The sequence below is a fragment of the Microbulbifer maximicatervae (SeqCode) genome, from assembly GCF_056231245.1.
Genome location: NZ_CP174334.1, coordinates 4,958,312 through 4,974,441 on the forward strand (window position 1 = coordinate 4,958,312; position 16,130 = coordinate 4,974,441).

Consider the following 16,130-nt stretch of genomic DNA (forward strand, 5'->3'; position numbering starts at 1 on the left):
ATTGCAACAAATAACGATAGGCTGATAGGCGCCAATGCGAATTGCGGTAATTGCGCGAGTTTTTGGAATTCTCTTGACGGTGTTCAGCCTGACTCTGCTGCCGCCGATTGGCGTATCCCTTTGGTATGAAGATGGTACTCATAGCGCATTTGTCGCAGCTTTCGTCATCACTCTGATCACCGGCCTGTTCATGTGGCTGCCAGTGCACGATTTGCGCGAAGACCTGCGCACCCGGGACGGGTTCGTAGTGACATCTTTGTTCTGGCTGGTACTGGGCAGCTTCGGTGCCCTGCCCTTTATTATCAGCCCACAGCCTGACTTGAGTATCACCGACTCTATTTTTGAATCCATCTCAGGGCTAACAACCACCGGCGCCACGGTGATTACCGGGTTGGACTCACTGCCTCCTGCCATTCTCTACTACCGCCAGCAGTTGCAGTGGTTTGGCGGTATCGGCGTAATTGTTATCGCCCTGGCCATCCTGCCGATGCTGGGTATCGGTGGTATGCAGCTGTATAAGGCGGAAATTCCCGGCCCGGTAAAAGATACCAAATTGACCCCACGTATTGCCGAGACAGCACGGGCACTAATTGTTATTTATGTGATTCTTACAATCCTCTGCGGCATCGGCTACTGGTGGGCCGGCATGACGGTATTCGACGCCGTTGGCCATGCGTTTTCCACTGTGGCCAATGGAGGCTTCTCCACCCACGATGCCAGTATGGGGTTCTACGCCCACAACCGTGCGATCATGATTATTTGTATCGTGTTTATGTTTACTGCTGCCATTAACTTCGGTCTGCATTTCTTCGCATTTCGCAACAGGACCCTCAGCCACTATTGGCGCGACTCAGAATTCCGCTTCTACGTTATGCTGATTCTCGGTGCCGGCCTGTTGATCAGCTGTTACCTGTGGATATTGAATATCTTCTCCCCCGGTAACAGCCTGCTACACGGTTTCTTCCAGGTGGTCTCGATCAGCACCACTGCCGGCTTCGCCTCGGAAAATTTCTCAGCCTGGCCAGTATTCTTACCCTACGTCCTCTTGCTGTTAGGTATTCTCGGTGCCTGTGCCGGCTCCACTTCAGGGGGCATTAAGGCGGTGCGCGGTATGCTGATTATGAAGTCCGGCATGCGCGAGCTGAATCGCTTGGTACATCCCAATGCGGTTATCCCTATCAAGATCAACCGCAAAATTGTCCCCGATCGAGTTACCGACGCAGTATGGGGCTTCTTTGCGGTCTATGTTTCATCCTTTTTTATCCTCGCCATTATAGTCATCGCCACCGGTGAAGACTTTGTGACCTCCGTCACGACAGTAGCCTCCTGCCTGAGTAATATCGGACCCGCCCTCGGCGAAGCCGCTGCCCACTATGGTGCGGTTAATGAAGTCGCCAAATGGTTTCTCATCCTGGCGATGCTGATGGGACGCTTGGAAATTTTTACCCTGCTAGTACTACTTACCCCGGCTTTTTGGCGCCACTAACAACACAAGATGTCATGGCCACGCTAACGCGTGGCAATATTTTTTAATTTCTGCCACAGTTGCTGTTTACAGGAAGTAACTAATAAAAACAGGCTGTATGAGCAGAGATACTAGTGCGCTGCTCGGTCAACTCAAAATTGATCGGGAAACAGCGCCCGAACCCAGTTCCCCATCGCGCAAAGTTATATTGGCGGCATCTGTCGGCCTAGTTACTGGCATAGTTATAGGCCTTGCCGGCGCTTCTCTATTTGCAGAAGACAGTACACCAGTGCTCCCCCAAAGTAGCGAACCTCAAGCCAAAACTCTCAGCTTAATTCCCAGGGAGGAAAAATTTCACGAGACCATTCTCAATGCTTCCGGCTATATCACACCAAGGCGCATGGCTACCGTCTCTGCTGAAGTAATGGGCCTGATCAGTAGTGTGGATGTCGAAGAAGGAATGCAGGTCGAGGAGGGGCAGGTTCTGGCCCGCTTGGATGATGCCAAAGCGCGGGTCGCGCTGGATTTTGCCCAGGCACAAATTCAAGTGCTTCAAGCCAAGGAAGCGAGTATTCACGCGAAGTTAAAAGAGGCTGAACGCCAATATCGGCGTTTTGCCGGACTTCGAGACAAAAATTATTCCAGCAAAGCGCAGCTCACCCAAAGTGAATCCTCGGTAGAGGGGTTACGGGCAGACTTAAAAAGTGCCCGCGCCAATATTCAAGTCGCCATTCTTGAAGCTGAGAGGCAGCGCGAACGCCTGGCAGATCATATTATCCGCGCGCCTTTTGCCGGCGTAGTCACTACAAAAAATGCACAACCTGGCGAGATAGTTGCCCCCAGCTCTGCCGGCGGAGGTTTTACCCGTACTGGAATCTGTACCATCGTGGATATGAATTCACTCGAAATCGAAGTGGATGTGAACGAGGCCTTTATCGGCCGGGTCGCCAAGGGACAGAAAGTTAACGCCAACCTGGATGCCTACCCGAACTGGGACATTCCAGCTACCGTTATCGCCATCATTCCAACGGCCGATCGAGCCAAGGCGACTGTCCGGGTACGAATCGCTATCGACGACAAAGATGCTCGAATCCTGCCGGATATGGGCGTTAAGGTGGGCTTCCTCGCAGGCGAGGCCGCAGCTCCCTAGCAAACACCAATAAAAACACAACAGTATTTATAAGAGGGAATTTGAGATGTCAGAGGAAGTGTTGTTTCAGCTGAAGGATGTCAGCAAAAGTTTTACCAAGGGCAAAGAGACCATTTCCATTTTTGAATCCCTGAATATGGAAATTGATCGCGGTGATTTCGTTGCCATTATGGGGCCTTCGGGCTCCGGTAAAACAACGCTGTTAAACATGTTGGGCGGCGTCGATCAACCCAGCGGTGGAGAGATATGGTTTGACATCGAGCGCATTGACTCCCTCAATGAAGGCGCCCTAACCCGCTGGCGAGCGAGAAATATTGGTTTCATTTTCCAATTTTACAATTTAATGCCGATGCTCAATGCCCAGCGCAATGTAGAGCTGCCGCTACTGCTGACAAATCTGTCCAAATCTCAACGCCGCCACAATGTGGAAACCGCACTGGCCCTGGTGGGATTAAGTGATCGGGCAAAACATATGCCCAGTGAAATGTCCGGCGGCCAACAACAGCGTGTTGCCATCGCTCGCGCCATCGTTTCCGATCCAAAACTGATTCTGTGTGATGAGCCCACCGGTGACCTGGATCGGGCCACAGCAGATGAAATACTGGAAATGCTGCAATTGTTAAACCGCGATCACGGCAAAACCATCGTGATGGTTACCCATGATCCCGCGGCTGCAAGATACGCCAAGCGCACCCTGCATCTGGATAAAGGACAATTTGTGCAGAGGGAAATAGTGGCATGAGTGATTTTTATTTGGTTTTTAAAAATATGACAAGGAAGCCCTTGCGGCTATTCCTTACTTGCTTTGCTATTTTTATCGCCTTCTTGATTTTCGGTGCGGTTACCAGCCTCAAGTCCGCATTAAATTCCAGCGTGGAATTATCCGCTGATAATCGTCTGGTGGTATTCAATAGAATTAACTTTACCCAGTCACTACCCATTGCCTATGTGCAAAAGGTTGCAGCCGTCGAGGGAGTGAAACATGTAACTCATCTCAACTGGTTTGGCGGTTATTTTCAGGAACCCAGCCGGCAGGTCGTTTCAATGGCTGTAGATCCAGAATCCTATTTAAAAGTCTATGAAGAAATTGTTATTCCCGAGGAACAAAAGCAGGCCTGGTTTAACAATCGGCAAGGGGCCTTGGTTGGGGAAAAACTCGCGCAGATTTACGGCTGGAAAGTGGGCGATAGGATTCCTTTATCCTCCAATATTTTTTCGCACAAAGAAGGTGGCTACACCTGGGAATTTGTAATTTCCGGGATTTTTAAAGGGGATACGGAACAGTACGATACACGCCAATTATTGTTTCATTATAAATATTTTATGGAGACACAGACTTTCGGTGGCGACTGGATTGGCTGGATGGCACTAACAACCGATGATCCCGCCATCAATGAAAACGTCGCAAAAACTATCGATGACAATTTTGCCAACTCGCAGAGTGAAACCGATACCAGTACCGAGAAAGCCTTTAATAAAGCCTTTATTGAACAAATCGGAAATATTGGCTTAATTATTTTTTCTGTGGTGTTTACTGCCTTTTTCACCATATTGGTAGTGGTTGGCAACACTATGGCGCTAGCTATTCGCGAGCGTACCGGGGAAATTGCCGTATTAAAAACCCTGGGTTTTTCCAGCACCCGTATTTTCCGAATGGTGCTGTCGGAGTCCCTGTTAATTGCCTTTGTCGGCGGCCTTTCCGGCCTGGCCGCAGCCTGGCTGCTGGTCGAAGGGGTAAAAACCTTCCTTGCCCGCTTTTTGCCCAACTTGATTTTGGATGGGGATATCGCCCTGCAAGCCATTCTATTTATGTTGTTGTTGGGTCTGATTACCGGGCTGATGCCAGCCTTTCAGGCTCTGCGACTTAACATAGTAACTGCATTTAACCGACAACAATAAACTGGTGCCCCACTGAAACTACACAATGGTTTTCACTGGGGAAACCTTAAAGGAGAAGAAATTATGGGTTCTCTTATTGCTCAAATTGTTTCGGTAACCCTGATGAATCTGGGCAGCCTGCGCCGGCGCCTGTGGATGTCACTGGCCATGGTATTTGCCTCGGCAGTTGTCGTCGTAATCCTGCTGGCGTTTCTCGCTATGGCCAAGGGATTTGAGGCGACCATGAGTGGGGCCGGCTCCAGCCAGATCGCAATCCTGATGCGAGAGGGGTCTGCCAGTGAAATCAACTCTGTAATCCTGCAGGACCAGGTCAACCTGATTGCGGAATCGGCCGGTGTTGCCAGGGATACGAACGGCCCGCTGGTATCACCGGAGCTCTACGTTATTGTCGATGGCCTGAAGAAATCCACCGGCACCGAAGCCAATATCCCCTTGCGCGGCCTCAATGAAACCGGCATGGCCATGCGCAATAACATGCGTATGGTAGAGGGGCGTATGTTTACTCCCGGCACTAACGAAATGATTGTTGGTGAAGGGGTATTGCGTGAATTTAATGGTTTCGAAATCGGTAAAGAAGTGCGCTTTGGCAAAAACCTGTGGACAGTTGTTGGGGTCTTTTCCACAGGGGGTAATATATTTGAGAGCGAGCTGTGGGCAGATATCAAAATTATCCAAAGTCACTACAACCGCGGCAACAGCTACCAGTCAATCCGTTTGCAATTGGAGAATGACGGCGATCTCAAGCCCATTCAGGAAACCATCAAACGCGAGCCCCGCCTAAACCTGGAAGCGCAAACCGAACAGGAGTACTTCGCCAGCCAGGGTAAACAGCTGCAATATATCGCTACTTTTGGCTGGATCATCAGCTCTGTGATGGCGCTAGGCGCACTGGCCGGAGCTCTCAACACCATGTATACCTCGGTAGCGGACCGGGCTCGTGAAATCGCCACGCTGCGCGCGTTGGGATTCAGCAACTTCTCCGCGTTCTGCGGCACTATTGCTGAGGCAATGGTTTTAGCCCTTGCCGGCGGGCTTTTGGGTTCCCTGGCTGCTTACCTGTTTTTCGACGGTCTCAACACCTCAACTCTGGGAGGCAGTTTTACCCAGGTGGTGTTCAGTTTTGAGATGTCCCCAGACCTGTTTGTGCAGGGCGCCGTATTGGCGCTGGTGATCGGTTTTATCAGCGGCTTCTTCCCAGCCTGGCGCGCGGCACGCATGCCGGTTGTGGTCGCTTTCCGGCACGCGACTTAAATAATTTTATGTGGGGGCTTCTATGAAGAGCCCCTACTTTTTCTTGCGGTAAATTTTACTCTTGCCTTCCGGCTGTTTCCTGAAGCGCTTGTATTCCCACTGATACTGCTCTGGTGCCTGGGCAATACAGGCCTCCACTCCCCGATTCATCGCCGCCAGGGAAACTTTCTGCTCATCGCTATAAATGGCCTTTTCCGCAGGAACAAATACCAGCTCAAATCCACCTTCAACGCGCTTGCCGAAACCAAACACCACATGGCAGTTGGTGCGCTGAATCAAGTTGTGGGCGAGGGTCATCGTCAGGGCCGGGCGGCCAAAGAAAGGAGCAAAATCACCGCCCATATCCGGCTCCTGATCGGGAAGTATCAGGGCAAAATTACCGGCTTTGAGAGCCTTAAGTAGCGAGCGAACCCCATGTACGTTGGTGGGAACCATCTTGCCACCGGTCACTTCCCGCCCATTGCGAATAACCGGGTCCAAGGCTTCAATTTTGGGAGGCTGGTATAGCACTGTGCAGGGAGCCAGGGTGCCTACATGCAAGCCAAAAATTTCCCAATTGCCCGTATGCGGCATCAGTACAATTGTGCCGGTCCTGCCTTCTTCACTCCCGTCGAGCAAGTGCTGGTTGCGCACTCCCACAATCGCATTCTTACTTTTGGCCCAGGGGGTGTTCCATAGGGCCGCCATCTCAAAGCCGGTCATTGCAGTACTGATCACGCTCTCTCTGGCGAGCCGTTCGCGCTGCTTTGGGTCCATGGCCGGATAGCACAACTCCAGGTTTATACGGCTCAGACGCAGCCCCTCGGAGCGCGTCCACACAGCAATTTTGCCAACGAGTAAACCGAGGCGTCGCGACCAAGACAACGGCAGTTTGCCAATGATTTTCAGTGCCCCTACTGCAAGGCGCCCTTTAATATCCACTGAATTACTTCCTATCCACAAAAGCCATTTTGAGACGGCTATCTAGTTCGAGAATGAACATTGACACCTCCGAAGCGGCTATAGCGCTTTAAGCACAGGAGCCGCTGCCGCTATAATTGCGTCCCTTTGCCCACAGCAGATACTGATCCGGAGATAGCGGTGTCCAAGCAATACGATCTCAGTACCTTTCAGGGACTCATTTTTGCCCTGCAGGATTATTGGGCGCGCCAAGGGTGCGTCATTCTACAGCCTCTGGATATGGAAGTGGGCGCCGGCACCTTTCATCCAGCGACCTTCCTCCGTGCCATAGGCCCGGAAAACTGGAATGCGGCCTATGTACAGCCCTGCCGCCGCCCTACCGATGGCCGCTACGGTGAGAACCCCAACCGCCTTCAGCACTACTACCAATACCAGGTAGTAATGAAACCATCCCCGGACAATATCCAGGAATTGTACCTCGATAGCCTTCGCGCCATGGGCGTAGATCCCGCTGTCCACGATATTCGCTTTGTTGAGGACAACTGGGAATCCCCAACCCTGGGCGCCTGGGGCCTCGGCTGGGAAGTTTGGCTGAATGGTATGGAAGTTACCCAGTTCACCTACTTCCAGCAGGTTGGCGGCCTCGAGTGCTACCCAGTTACCGGCGAGATCACCTACGGTCTTGAGCGTATCGCCATGTATCTGCAAGGTGTCGAGTCTATCTACGATTTAGTGTGGACCCGCAACCCGGATGGCAGCCCCGTCACCTACGGCGACGTTTTCCATCAGAACGAAGTGGAAATGTCCCACTACAACTTTGAACACGCCGATGTGGAGTTCCTGTTCGCGACCTTCGATCACTGCGAGCGCGAGAGCACACGCCTGATTGAGCTGGGCCTGCCGCTCCCCGCTTACGAGCAAGTTATGAAGGCCTCCCACGCCTTCAACCTTCTGGATGCGCGCCACGCCATCTCAGTGACTGAGCGCCAGCGCTATATCCTGCGCGTACGAACCCTGGCCCGCGCCGTGGCACAGGCTTACTACGATGCGCGCCGCGCCTTAGGCTTCCCCATGGCAGATAAAGCACTGCGGGCAGATATTTTGGCGGAAGACATCGAGCAAGAGGAGAAGCAGTAATGGCTCAGGATTTTCTGGTAGAGCTGGGCACCGAAGAGCTGCCGCCCAAGGCGTTACACAAATTAATGAGCGCTTTCGCCGATGGTATTACCCAGGGCCTCAAAGGCGCCGAGTTGTCTTTTGGCGAAGTTAAAGCCTACGCAGCCCCCCGTCGCCTGGCCGTAGCAGTATTCGGTTTGGCAGATAAGCAGCAAGACAAACAAATTGAAAAGCTGGGCCCGGCTGTCAAAGCCGCTTTTGATAAAGAGGGTAAGCCCAGTAAAGCCGCTGAGGGGTTCGCCCGCAGCAACGGTGTAACTGTTGAAGAGCTGGGACGCAAAGAGACCGACAAAGGTGAGCGCCTGGCCTTTATCAGCGAGCAAAAAGGCGCTGAAACCGAATCCCTGTTAGCGGGCATTGTCGAGAAAGCATTGGCTCAACTGCCAATTCCCAAGCGTATGCGCTGGGGGGCACGCCGCGAGGAGTTCGTGCGCCCGGTGCACTGGCTCGTCATGCTGTTTGGCAACAAGGTAGTCAACGGTGAAGTACTCGGCTTAAAAGCCGGTAACACCAGCCGTGGTCATCGCTTCCACTGCAATCGCGAGCTGGAGATCCACTCCGCCTACGACTATGCACAGGTTCTGCGCGAACCCGGATACGTAATGGCTGACTTCGCCGAGCGCCGCGAAGCTATTCGCGCCCAGGTGATCGCCGAAGCCAACAACGTCAATGGTGAAGCGGTCATCGATGACGATCTGCTCGACGAAGTGACTGCACTGGTTGAATGGCCTGTAGCCCTCACCGGTCGCTTCGAAGAGCGCTTCCTGGAAGTACCCGCTGAAGCCCTGATCTCCTCCATGAAGGAGCACCAGAAATATTTCCATGTGGTAGATGAAGATGGCCAATTGCTGCCTTTCTTTATCACCGTGTCCAATATCGAGAGCCAGGATGCCGCTCAGGTTATCCACGGCAATGAGCGCGTAATCCGTCCGCGCCTGGCGGATGCCGCCTTCTTCTTTGAGACCGACAAAAAGACCAGCCTGGAATCACGCCGCGAGAAACTGCGCCAAATCGTGTTCCAGCAGCACCTGGGTAGCGTCTACGACAAGACTGAACGGGTAGCCACCCTCGCCCGCACCATCGCTGAGAAAACCGGAAGCAACGGCGACTGGGCCGAGCGCGCCGGCCGCCTGTGCAAGTCGGACCTGGTTACCGAGATGGTGTTCGAGTTTGCCGATATGCAGGGCATCGCCGGCTACTACTACGCCGAAAATGACGGCGAGCCGTTGGATGTGGCCAAGGCCATGTACGAGCAGTATATGCCCAAGTTTGCCGGTGACGAGCTGCCCGCCAGCGACACCGGCACTGTAATCGCCCTGGCGGATCGCCTGGATACTTTGGTCGGCATCTTCGGCATAGGCCAACCCCCCAGCGGCTCTCGCGACCCCTTCGCCCTGCGCCGCGCCAGCCTGGGGATCATCCGTATTCTCGTAGAGAAGCGTCTCGACCTGGACCTGCGCGAATTGCTGGAATTGGCCCGCGACAACTACCCGCGCACCGCCCTGGGTGAATATGACAAGGTGGTGGAGCAAACTCTGCAGTATGTACTGGAGCGCTTCCGCGCCCGTTACGAAGATCAGGGTATCGCCACCGAAGTATTTATGTCCGTTGCCGCGCGCAAGCTGTCGCGCCCGCTGGATATCGACAACCGCGTGCACGCGGTCAACGCGTTTAGCCAGCTGCCGGAGTCCGGTGCTTTGGCCGCCGCCAACAAGCGCGTTTCCAATATCCTCGCCAAGTTAGACAGTGCTGTACCCAGCAGTGTTGATGAAGCTCTGTTGCAGGAAGAGGCGGAAAAGGCTCTCTTCGCCGCAGTACAGGTTGCCCGCACAGAAGTCGAGCCCCTGTATAGCGATGCGCTCTTCGCCGAGGGCCTCGCCGGTCTGGCTGGCCTGCGTGAAACCGTAGACAGCTTCTTCGACCATGTAATGGTAATGAGTGACGACGAGCAACTGCGCAACAACCGCCTGGCCCTATTAGCCCAGCTGCGCGCACTGTTCCTCGAAGTTGCCGATATTTCCCTGCTGGTTCCTGCCAAGTAATGACTTGCAGAGGCGGGGTGTTAAACCCCCGCCTCGCAAATCAGGGAGATACGAATATGGCAATTATCATTCTCGGCCGCGACGGGGTGATCAACGAAAATCCCGATAAATTCGTCAAATCCGCCGACGAATGGCAACCCCTGCCCGGCAGTATTGAAGCGCTGGCAGCGCTCAGTCAGGCCGGCCATCAACTGGTGATAGCCACCAATCAGAGCGGCCTGGCGCTGGGCCAATTTGATCTGGATGACCTGGAAGAAATGCACGCCAAAATGCGTGCTCAGGTGGAAGATGCCGGTGGCGAAATCGCCGCTATTTTCTACTGTCCCCACGGCCCTGAAGATAATTGCCGCTGCCGCAAACCCCTGGCGGGTCTGCTGGATGCCATCGAGGCTGAATTTGATACCAGCCTGCACGACTGTTATTTGGTCGGAGACAAGCTGGCAGACCTTTATCTGGCGTTGGAGAAGGGGTGTAAACCCGTTCTAGTAAAAACTGGTGCAGGTGATCAGACTTTGCAGCACCTAATCGAGCAGCCGGATCCTCGCCTAACCGCCACTTCAGTTTTCACAGATCTGGCACACTTTTCTAATTTTTTTCTCACCCAGTAGTCAACTCTTAGATGTAGCCCCACAAAATCAAAAAGACGTCATATCCCGAGCTTCACGCACTATATTCGACACAACACGTTTAGCTACACGCCAAGTTATTGAGTTGCACGACACATTCCTATAAAAGCAACTAGCGGGAAGGTGAGCCCATTGTTGTATTAATGATTCGTGCTAGGCCATGGATGGGTAAGACTTGAATGAAGCTCTGAGAAGTTCTACTGGGGAAACGGAGTATTGCCCCTGAGAGACGAGCTCTTTTAGGCCTTTTGTTGCCGCCTGCGCAAAATAACAAAAGGGATATTCCAATGAAAAGAAAAATTTTTTCTGCCCTGACAGCGGGAGTGTTGCTATCGAGCATCGTATTTTCTGCGTCAGCAGCGGAAAAGTTCGCCCCCAGTCAAGAAAAACCAAAAAAAGTTTACATTGTTCAACTGGACAGCGAACCTCTGTCCTCCTATAGCGGTACCATCCCCGGCTTATCGGCCACCAAACCGACCAAGCGTGGCAAAATCGACCCCCAAAGCAGTAGCTACCAACACTATTCCAATTTCCTCCGGTCGCGGCGGGAACAAGTTCTATCCACCGTTCCCAGCGCACACACTGTTCATGAATACGACACCGCTTTTAATGGCTTCGCCGCCGTAATGAGTGAAAAGGAAGCGGCTGCTCTGCGCGGTCGCGCCGACGTTAAAGGTGTTTGGGAAGATGAAATACTAAAGCCCCATACTGACTCCACTGCGGACTTCCTCGGCATCACAGATATGCCCAGTCCATGGCTTTGGGGGATTACGGGTGAGGATATTGTTGTAGGTGTTATCGACACGGGGATCCACCCTGAACACCAGAGTGTCGCAGATATAGCTACACCGTTACAGGGCAACCTGGGGCCCCAAGTTCCCTACGGTTCAATACCCGACAGCTTTACTGGTGACGGTTGTGAATTTGGTAACAGTGACCAAAACCCCAACGACGCTGCGTTTACCTGTAACAATAAGCTGATTAAGGCCAAGTCATTTTCCGATGCCTTCCTGACCAACAACGAATTGGCAGATTACGAATTCCTGTCAGCCAGGGATGCAGACGGGCACGGTACCCACACCGCGACCACTGCCGCCGGTAACTATGGCGTTATTACCCCGGATGGAAAAACCCTTACCGGAATGGCGCCACGAGCCCGCATCGCGGTGTATAAAGTGTGCTGGGATGCTCCAGACCCCGATGATAGTGGTTGCTCGTCCGCCGACTCCATGGCGGCTATTGATGAAGCCGTTGCCGATGGTGTGGATGTTATTAACTTCTCGATAGGTGGCGCCAGTACCACCTTTAGTGGTGCCGATGACATCGCATTTTTATTTGCCGCCGATGCCGGCGTTTTCGTCGCCACATCTGCCGGTAATAACGGACCAGGCCCAGAGACCATGGGAACCCCTTCAGGGGTTCCTTGGATAACCGCAGTCGGCGCCTCTGAAGATGACCAGAGCTTCGGCTTAGCCCTACAAGTATCCTCACCAGAGTCGGTTTCCGGCACTTACGAAGGACGCGAGGGTAACGGCACAGTAAGTCTGGAAGAGGTTGGAGCAGTCTCTGCTGAGGTTGTTCTCAGCGAGCCGTTAGAAGCTTGTAGCGAAGTCACTAACAGCGAGTCTTTGGAGGGCAGTATTGCTCTGGTAAGACGTGGGGGTTGCTCCTTTACCGATAAATATAACAATGCTGCCGATGCCGGAGCCTTGGCTATCGTCGTTTACAACGATGGTACTGCAGACGATCGCATCAACCCGATTTCCATGTCAGCCCCTGATACCCGTATCCCCGGAATGATGATCTCGTACTACGAGGGCGAAACTCTCGCAGCCAGTAGCGAAGTTTCTGGGGTTATCGATCCATCTCAATTGATCCCCAGGGAAGACCGCGTCGCAAACTTTTCATCTCGCGGCCAGAACGGCGGAGCTCCGGATATTATCAAGCCGGATATCAGTGCCCCGGGGGTTGGCATTATCGCGGGGATTTCTCCAGTGTTAAGCGGAGGAGAACTATTCGGAGCCCTCAGTGGAACTTCTATGGCCAGTCCCCATGTCGCCGGTGTAATGGCCATGCTGAAACAGGCCAACCCCCACTGGAGCCCGGCAATGGCCAAGTCCGCATTGATGACGAGTGCACGCAATGACCTGCGCAAGTCTTACGGACTAGCGGATGCAACACCATTTGATATTGGTGCCGGTGCCATAGTGCCCCGTGACGCCTTTAAACCGGGTCTGGTTTACGATGCGGGCTTCAATGATTATCTCGCCTTCCTATGTGGCGCTGAACTCCAGCCCGAGATGGTCGATAGCACAACCTGTGATGCTTTGACGTCCCTGGGATACTCTAGCGATTCCAGCGACCTGAACCTCGCTTCTATGGGGGTCGCCGACCTCCTCGGCAGCCAGACCATCAAACGCCGGGTTACTAGCGTCGCCCCCGGCCAGCGTTGGTATTGGGCATCCATCAACGCGCCACTCGGTATCGATGTAGATATCAACCCGAAAGTGCTACGCCTCAGGGAGGGAGAGAGTGCTGAGTTTGAGGTGACCTTCACCGCCACAGAGTCCGCCGAAATGAATACTTGGGTCTTTGGTGACCTCACCTGGCAATCCGTAGGCTCCCAGATCAGTGTGCGCAGCCCAATTGCTATTCGGCCTGTTCCTCTAGCTGCACCACAGCAATTAACTGGCAGCGGCACCGATGGCAACCTAGAACTCAATGTGGGCTTCGGCTACAACGGTGATTTCCAGGTGAATGTCACTGGCCTGGCGGAGGGTGAGGCCACTACAACCACTGTTGAAGATGGCGATGTTCAAGTAATTTTCTTTAATATACCTGAAGGAACGGAGCTTGCGCATATCGCTATGTATGATGCCGATGTGGGCGATGGTAGCGGAAGTGACGACCTGGACCTGGAAGTTTATGGCCCAGCGCCAAACTATCCCGAAGTCGGTACCAGCGGCAGCGCCACTTCCGCAGAGTCAGTTTCCCTGGCTAACCCCTCTCCCGGTCAATATGCAGCCGTTGTTGTCGATTATGCGACATCCGCCGGCCCCACCAATTTCAGCTTATTCAACTTTAATCTGAACGGGGACAACGGAAATACCGCAGTGGATGCGCCAACTCAAGCACAGATTGGGGAAACTGGAGTAGTTTCTTTGGAGTGGATTAATCTTGCCCCCAACACTCGGCATCTTGGTATTTTGACTTACGGGGATGGTGAAAAAATATTTTCTGGAACTAATATAATGATCCATACCCGATAACCTATTTATTTTATTGTCTATAATTAGTGGTCTTTTCATCTATAGATGACTAACAGGGACAGAGGCCCCTACTCAAAAAAACTAGTAGGGGCATACTTTTCAATTTTATAAGGCGGTTTCTTCTTTTTTTGTAAAGTTATAGGTATTAATGTTAAGGCGTGTAACCTCACCATTATTAGGACTATAAACTATCCTTTGTGCCCAAAATTTGCCTTGCTCTTGCATTTCCTTCAAATCCCATTCCTCCCAAAACCATGGCTGGCAAGAAGCATATTTGTCGTATGGGCCAATGTCCCATGAGTCAGGTATGCACTTATTGTAATCAGACATTTCATATGGAAGATAATAAAAACCTATAACAAGATCTCCGTTAGTAGTTATTTTCCATACTAAAGGACTGTTAAACCCATCTAAGTCCAATTCACCAGTTCCATCACTATTTAACGTGTAAATAGAATTATCACGCTGATATATGGCGGGAGTGGTCTCTTCCTCCCACATATAATCTCCACCTGAAATTAAAGGAGGGTAATAGGACGATATTTCATGCTGAAATTTACTTGTATAAAAGAAAGTATCTATCTGATTTTTACTGGGCTTTTCATAAAAAACATATGTTAGTTTTTCCGCACCCGGCATTTCAATTGTTAGTTCTCTATCGTTAACATACCAGTTGGCGGCTATGGATAAAGTAGAAGTTTCACCCGATAAATAAAGCAGAGGATAACCAACGTTCACTACTCCACCATTTTCAAAATCTCCACTAAAATTTATTTCTAGAGATTCAGTGTTAGTGGTATAAGGTGAATTAGTTGTATTTTCTATTGAAGGGGATGGGAAAATATAATTTTTACCTATTTCAAGCGCATTGCTTACAGATAAAAGGCCAAAATTACGTATTGCATTTAATGGTACACTACTTTCATCTTTCGTAATTGTATTATATTCGAAATTAGTTTTGTACTTAGTGTATTCGACAAGGATGGAATCGATAGATTTTCTGCTAGAAATCCACTTTAATTTATTAAGTACTAATTTAATTTCATATTCATCGTTCTTTGAGTCGATTAATTCTGCTCCCTCAAGCTCTATTCCATTTGAAGTCTCCCGCCAGGTAAAATTTTTAACTCCTGTAATATGGCTTAAACTACCCTCATTACTAGAACCTATGAGAAGTTTCACGCCGTGGAAATCAGAGGAAGATAAATAATAAATATCTTCAATTAACTCCCCCTTCCCTGGAGAAGAGAAAACAAGATCTTCGTTGTTTACTATGTCTTCTGTAGTACTTTCAATCAAATCGCTATTAATTAAACTATGATAATTAGATATAACCGATTCATTGCTTGCAAGTAAGTATGTATCTTCGATTTCAGAGGGAAATTTTATATTTTTTGATTCAAGCTCCCAAGGATTAGAAATCAGTAGGTTAATAATTGATGCCACTGTAATAGCATATGGAGTATCAATATTTTTAGAGTAGGTATATAAACTCTCTCTATTTTCAATTCCGTTGTTTGAGCCACCTGTAATTTGCGCTGAGATAGCTGTCGACAAACTCGAAAGATTTACTTCTGGGAGTTCGAAAGCTTCAAGCAACTCATCTTCACCAGCAGCGAGCTTTAACTCTTCTATAGAACCTAAAATACTTACAAACTTTATTTTTTCTTCACTTGAATGTTTCGCTATAATATAAGCTACATCATCTTCTACTACATTATCTAATTCAATTTTTAAAGTATATGTTCCATCGCTTTCTGATTCAGTAGAAAAACTTTCATCTCCCACCAACAACTCAATATCTGAAGCTCCATCAACTCCACTAATAACTTTTCCTGTGACAGTTAAAGTTGTTGGTGTGGGGGATACGCCACTACTATCACTACCACTACCACTACCGCTACCGCTACCGCTACCGCTACCGCTACCGCTACCGCCACAAGCAACTAACGTTAGAAGCTGAATTAGCACTATTGTTTTAATAAAAACCTTCATAAAATCCCTATAAAATGAAAATTCATCCCTTATATACTAAATCATTCTGTATAAATTATCATTAGCGAATACTTATTCGCTCACCGTAGATAATCAATCTCATAAATTACATTTAGTGGTGGTTGGTACATAGGTAGTGACTAGAGATTTTGTATACAAATTATCCCAAGGTTGTCCGAACAGTGTTTTTAAGAAAATCATTTTCTCCAAAAACCTAAATAAATAAATCTCTAACCTTCAACACTTGTAATAAATAGCGTCCTGTTCAGCTGACTGCTCCACTTCGACTAACTGCCAACGGCACCGATGGCAACCTCAATCTAAATATGGGCGTCGGCTACAACGGTAATTTCCAGG

General features: G+C 50.6%; 11 protein-coding genes. 9 read left to right on the forward strand and 2 right to left on the reverse strand.

The window, feature by feature from the left end:
• Positions 1-34: 34 nt before the first annotated feature.
• The 5 genes from ACJJIS_RS21700 (at position 35) to ACJJIS_RS21720 (ending at position 5,765) form a co-directional block, all read left to right on the forward strand.
• A complete protein-coding gene (locus tag ACJJIS_RS21700) occupies positions 35-1,486 on the forward strand; it encodes a TrkH family potassium uptake protein (protein WP_282930546.1) in 1,452 nt (483 codons plus the stop codon).
• 97 nt (positions 1,487-1,583) lie between these two features.
• The gene (locus ACJJIS_RS21705; RefSeq protein WP_108731210.1) at positions 1,584-2,615 is read left to right on the forward strand and encodes an efflux RND transporter periplasmic adaptor subunit; all 1,032 of its coding nucleotides are present in this window, start codon (positions 1,584-1,586) and stop codon (positions 2,613-2,615) included.
• A gap of 46 nt (positions 2,616-2,661) precedes the next feature.
• Entirely contained in the window at positions 2,662-3,357 is a 696-nt protein-coding gene (locus tag ACJJIS_RS21710; RefSeq protein WP_475709057.1) for an ABC transporter ATP-binding protein, read from the forward strand.
• On the forward strand, positions 3,354-4,514 hold the full coding sequence (locus ACJJIS_RS21715; protein WP_475709058.1) for an ABC transporter permease: 1,161 nt from the start codon (positions 3,354-3,356) through the stop codon (positions 4,512-4,514). The genes ACJJIS_RS21710 and ACJJIS_RS21715 overlap by 4 nt, the downstream gene beginning before the upstream one ends.
• A 63-nt stretch (positions 4,515-4,577) precedes the next feature.
• Positions 4,578-5,765 (forward strand): ABC transporter permease, encoded by a 1,188-nt coding sequence (locus tag ACJJIS_RS21720; RefSeq protein ID WP_475709059.1) that lies wholly within the window; start codon positions 4,578-4,580, stop codon positions 5,763-5,765.
• Positions 5,766-5,798: 33 nt separating this feature from the next.
• Here ACJJIS_RS21720 and ACJJIS_RS21725 read toward each other — a convergent pair whose 3' ends face one another.
• Positions 5,799-6,686: a lysophospholipid acyltransferase family protein gene (locus tag ACJJIS_RS21725; RefSeq protein WP_444895588.1), complete on the reverse strand. Its 888-nt coding sequence runs from the start codon at positions 6,684-6,686 to the stop codon at positions 5,799-5,801.
• Positions 6,687-6,845: 159 nt separating this feature from the next.
• On the opposite strand from ACJJIS_RS21725, the gene glyQ reads away from it, so the two are divergent.
• The 4 genes from glyQ (at position 6,846) to ACJJIS_RS21745 (ending at position 13,778) form a co-directional block, all read left to right on the forward strand.
• Positions 6,846-7,802 (forward strand): glycine--tRNA ligase subunit alpha, encoded by a 957-nt coding sequence (gene glyQ / locus ACJJIS_RS21730; protein ID WP_475709060.1) that lies wholly within the window; start codon positions 6,846-6,848, stop codon positions 7,800-7,802.
• Positions 7,802-9,883, forward strand: a complete 2,082-nt coding sequence (gene glyS, locus ACJJIS_RS21735; RefSeq protein WP_475709061.1) for a glycine--tRNA ligase subunit beta — start codon at positions 7,802-7,804, stop codon at positions 9,881-9,883. The genes glyQ and glyS overlap by 1 nt, the downstream gene beginning before the upstream one ends.
• Positions 9,884-9,939: 56 nt before the next feature.
• Complete coding sequence (gene gmhB, locus ACJJIS_RS21740) at positions 9,940-10,491, forward strand: D-glycero-beta-D-manno-heptose 1,7-bisphosphate 7-phosphatase (protein WP_475709062.1); 552 nt, start codon at positions 9,940-9,942, stop codon at positions 10,489-10,491.
• A 305-nt stretch (positions 10,492-10,796) separates the two neighbouring features.
• Complete coding sequence (locus ACJJIS_RS21745) at positions 10,797-13,778, forward strand: S8 family serine peptidase (protein ID WP_475709064.1); 2,982 nt, start codon at positions 10,797-10,799, stop codon at positions 13,776-13,778.
• Between the two features lie 105 nt (positions 13,779-13,883).
• Here the strand turns inward: ACJJIS_RS21745 and ACJJIS_RS21750 are convergent, their stop codons facing one another.
• Positions 13,884-15,773, reverse strand: coding sequence for a hypothetical protein (locus ACJJIS_RS21750; protein WP_475709065.1), 1,890 nt, complete (start codon positions 15,771-15,773; stop codon positions 13,884-13,886).
• Positions 15,774-16,130 lie beyond the last annotated feature (357 nt).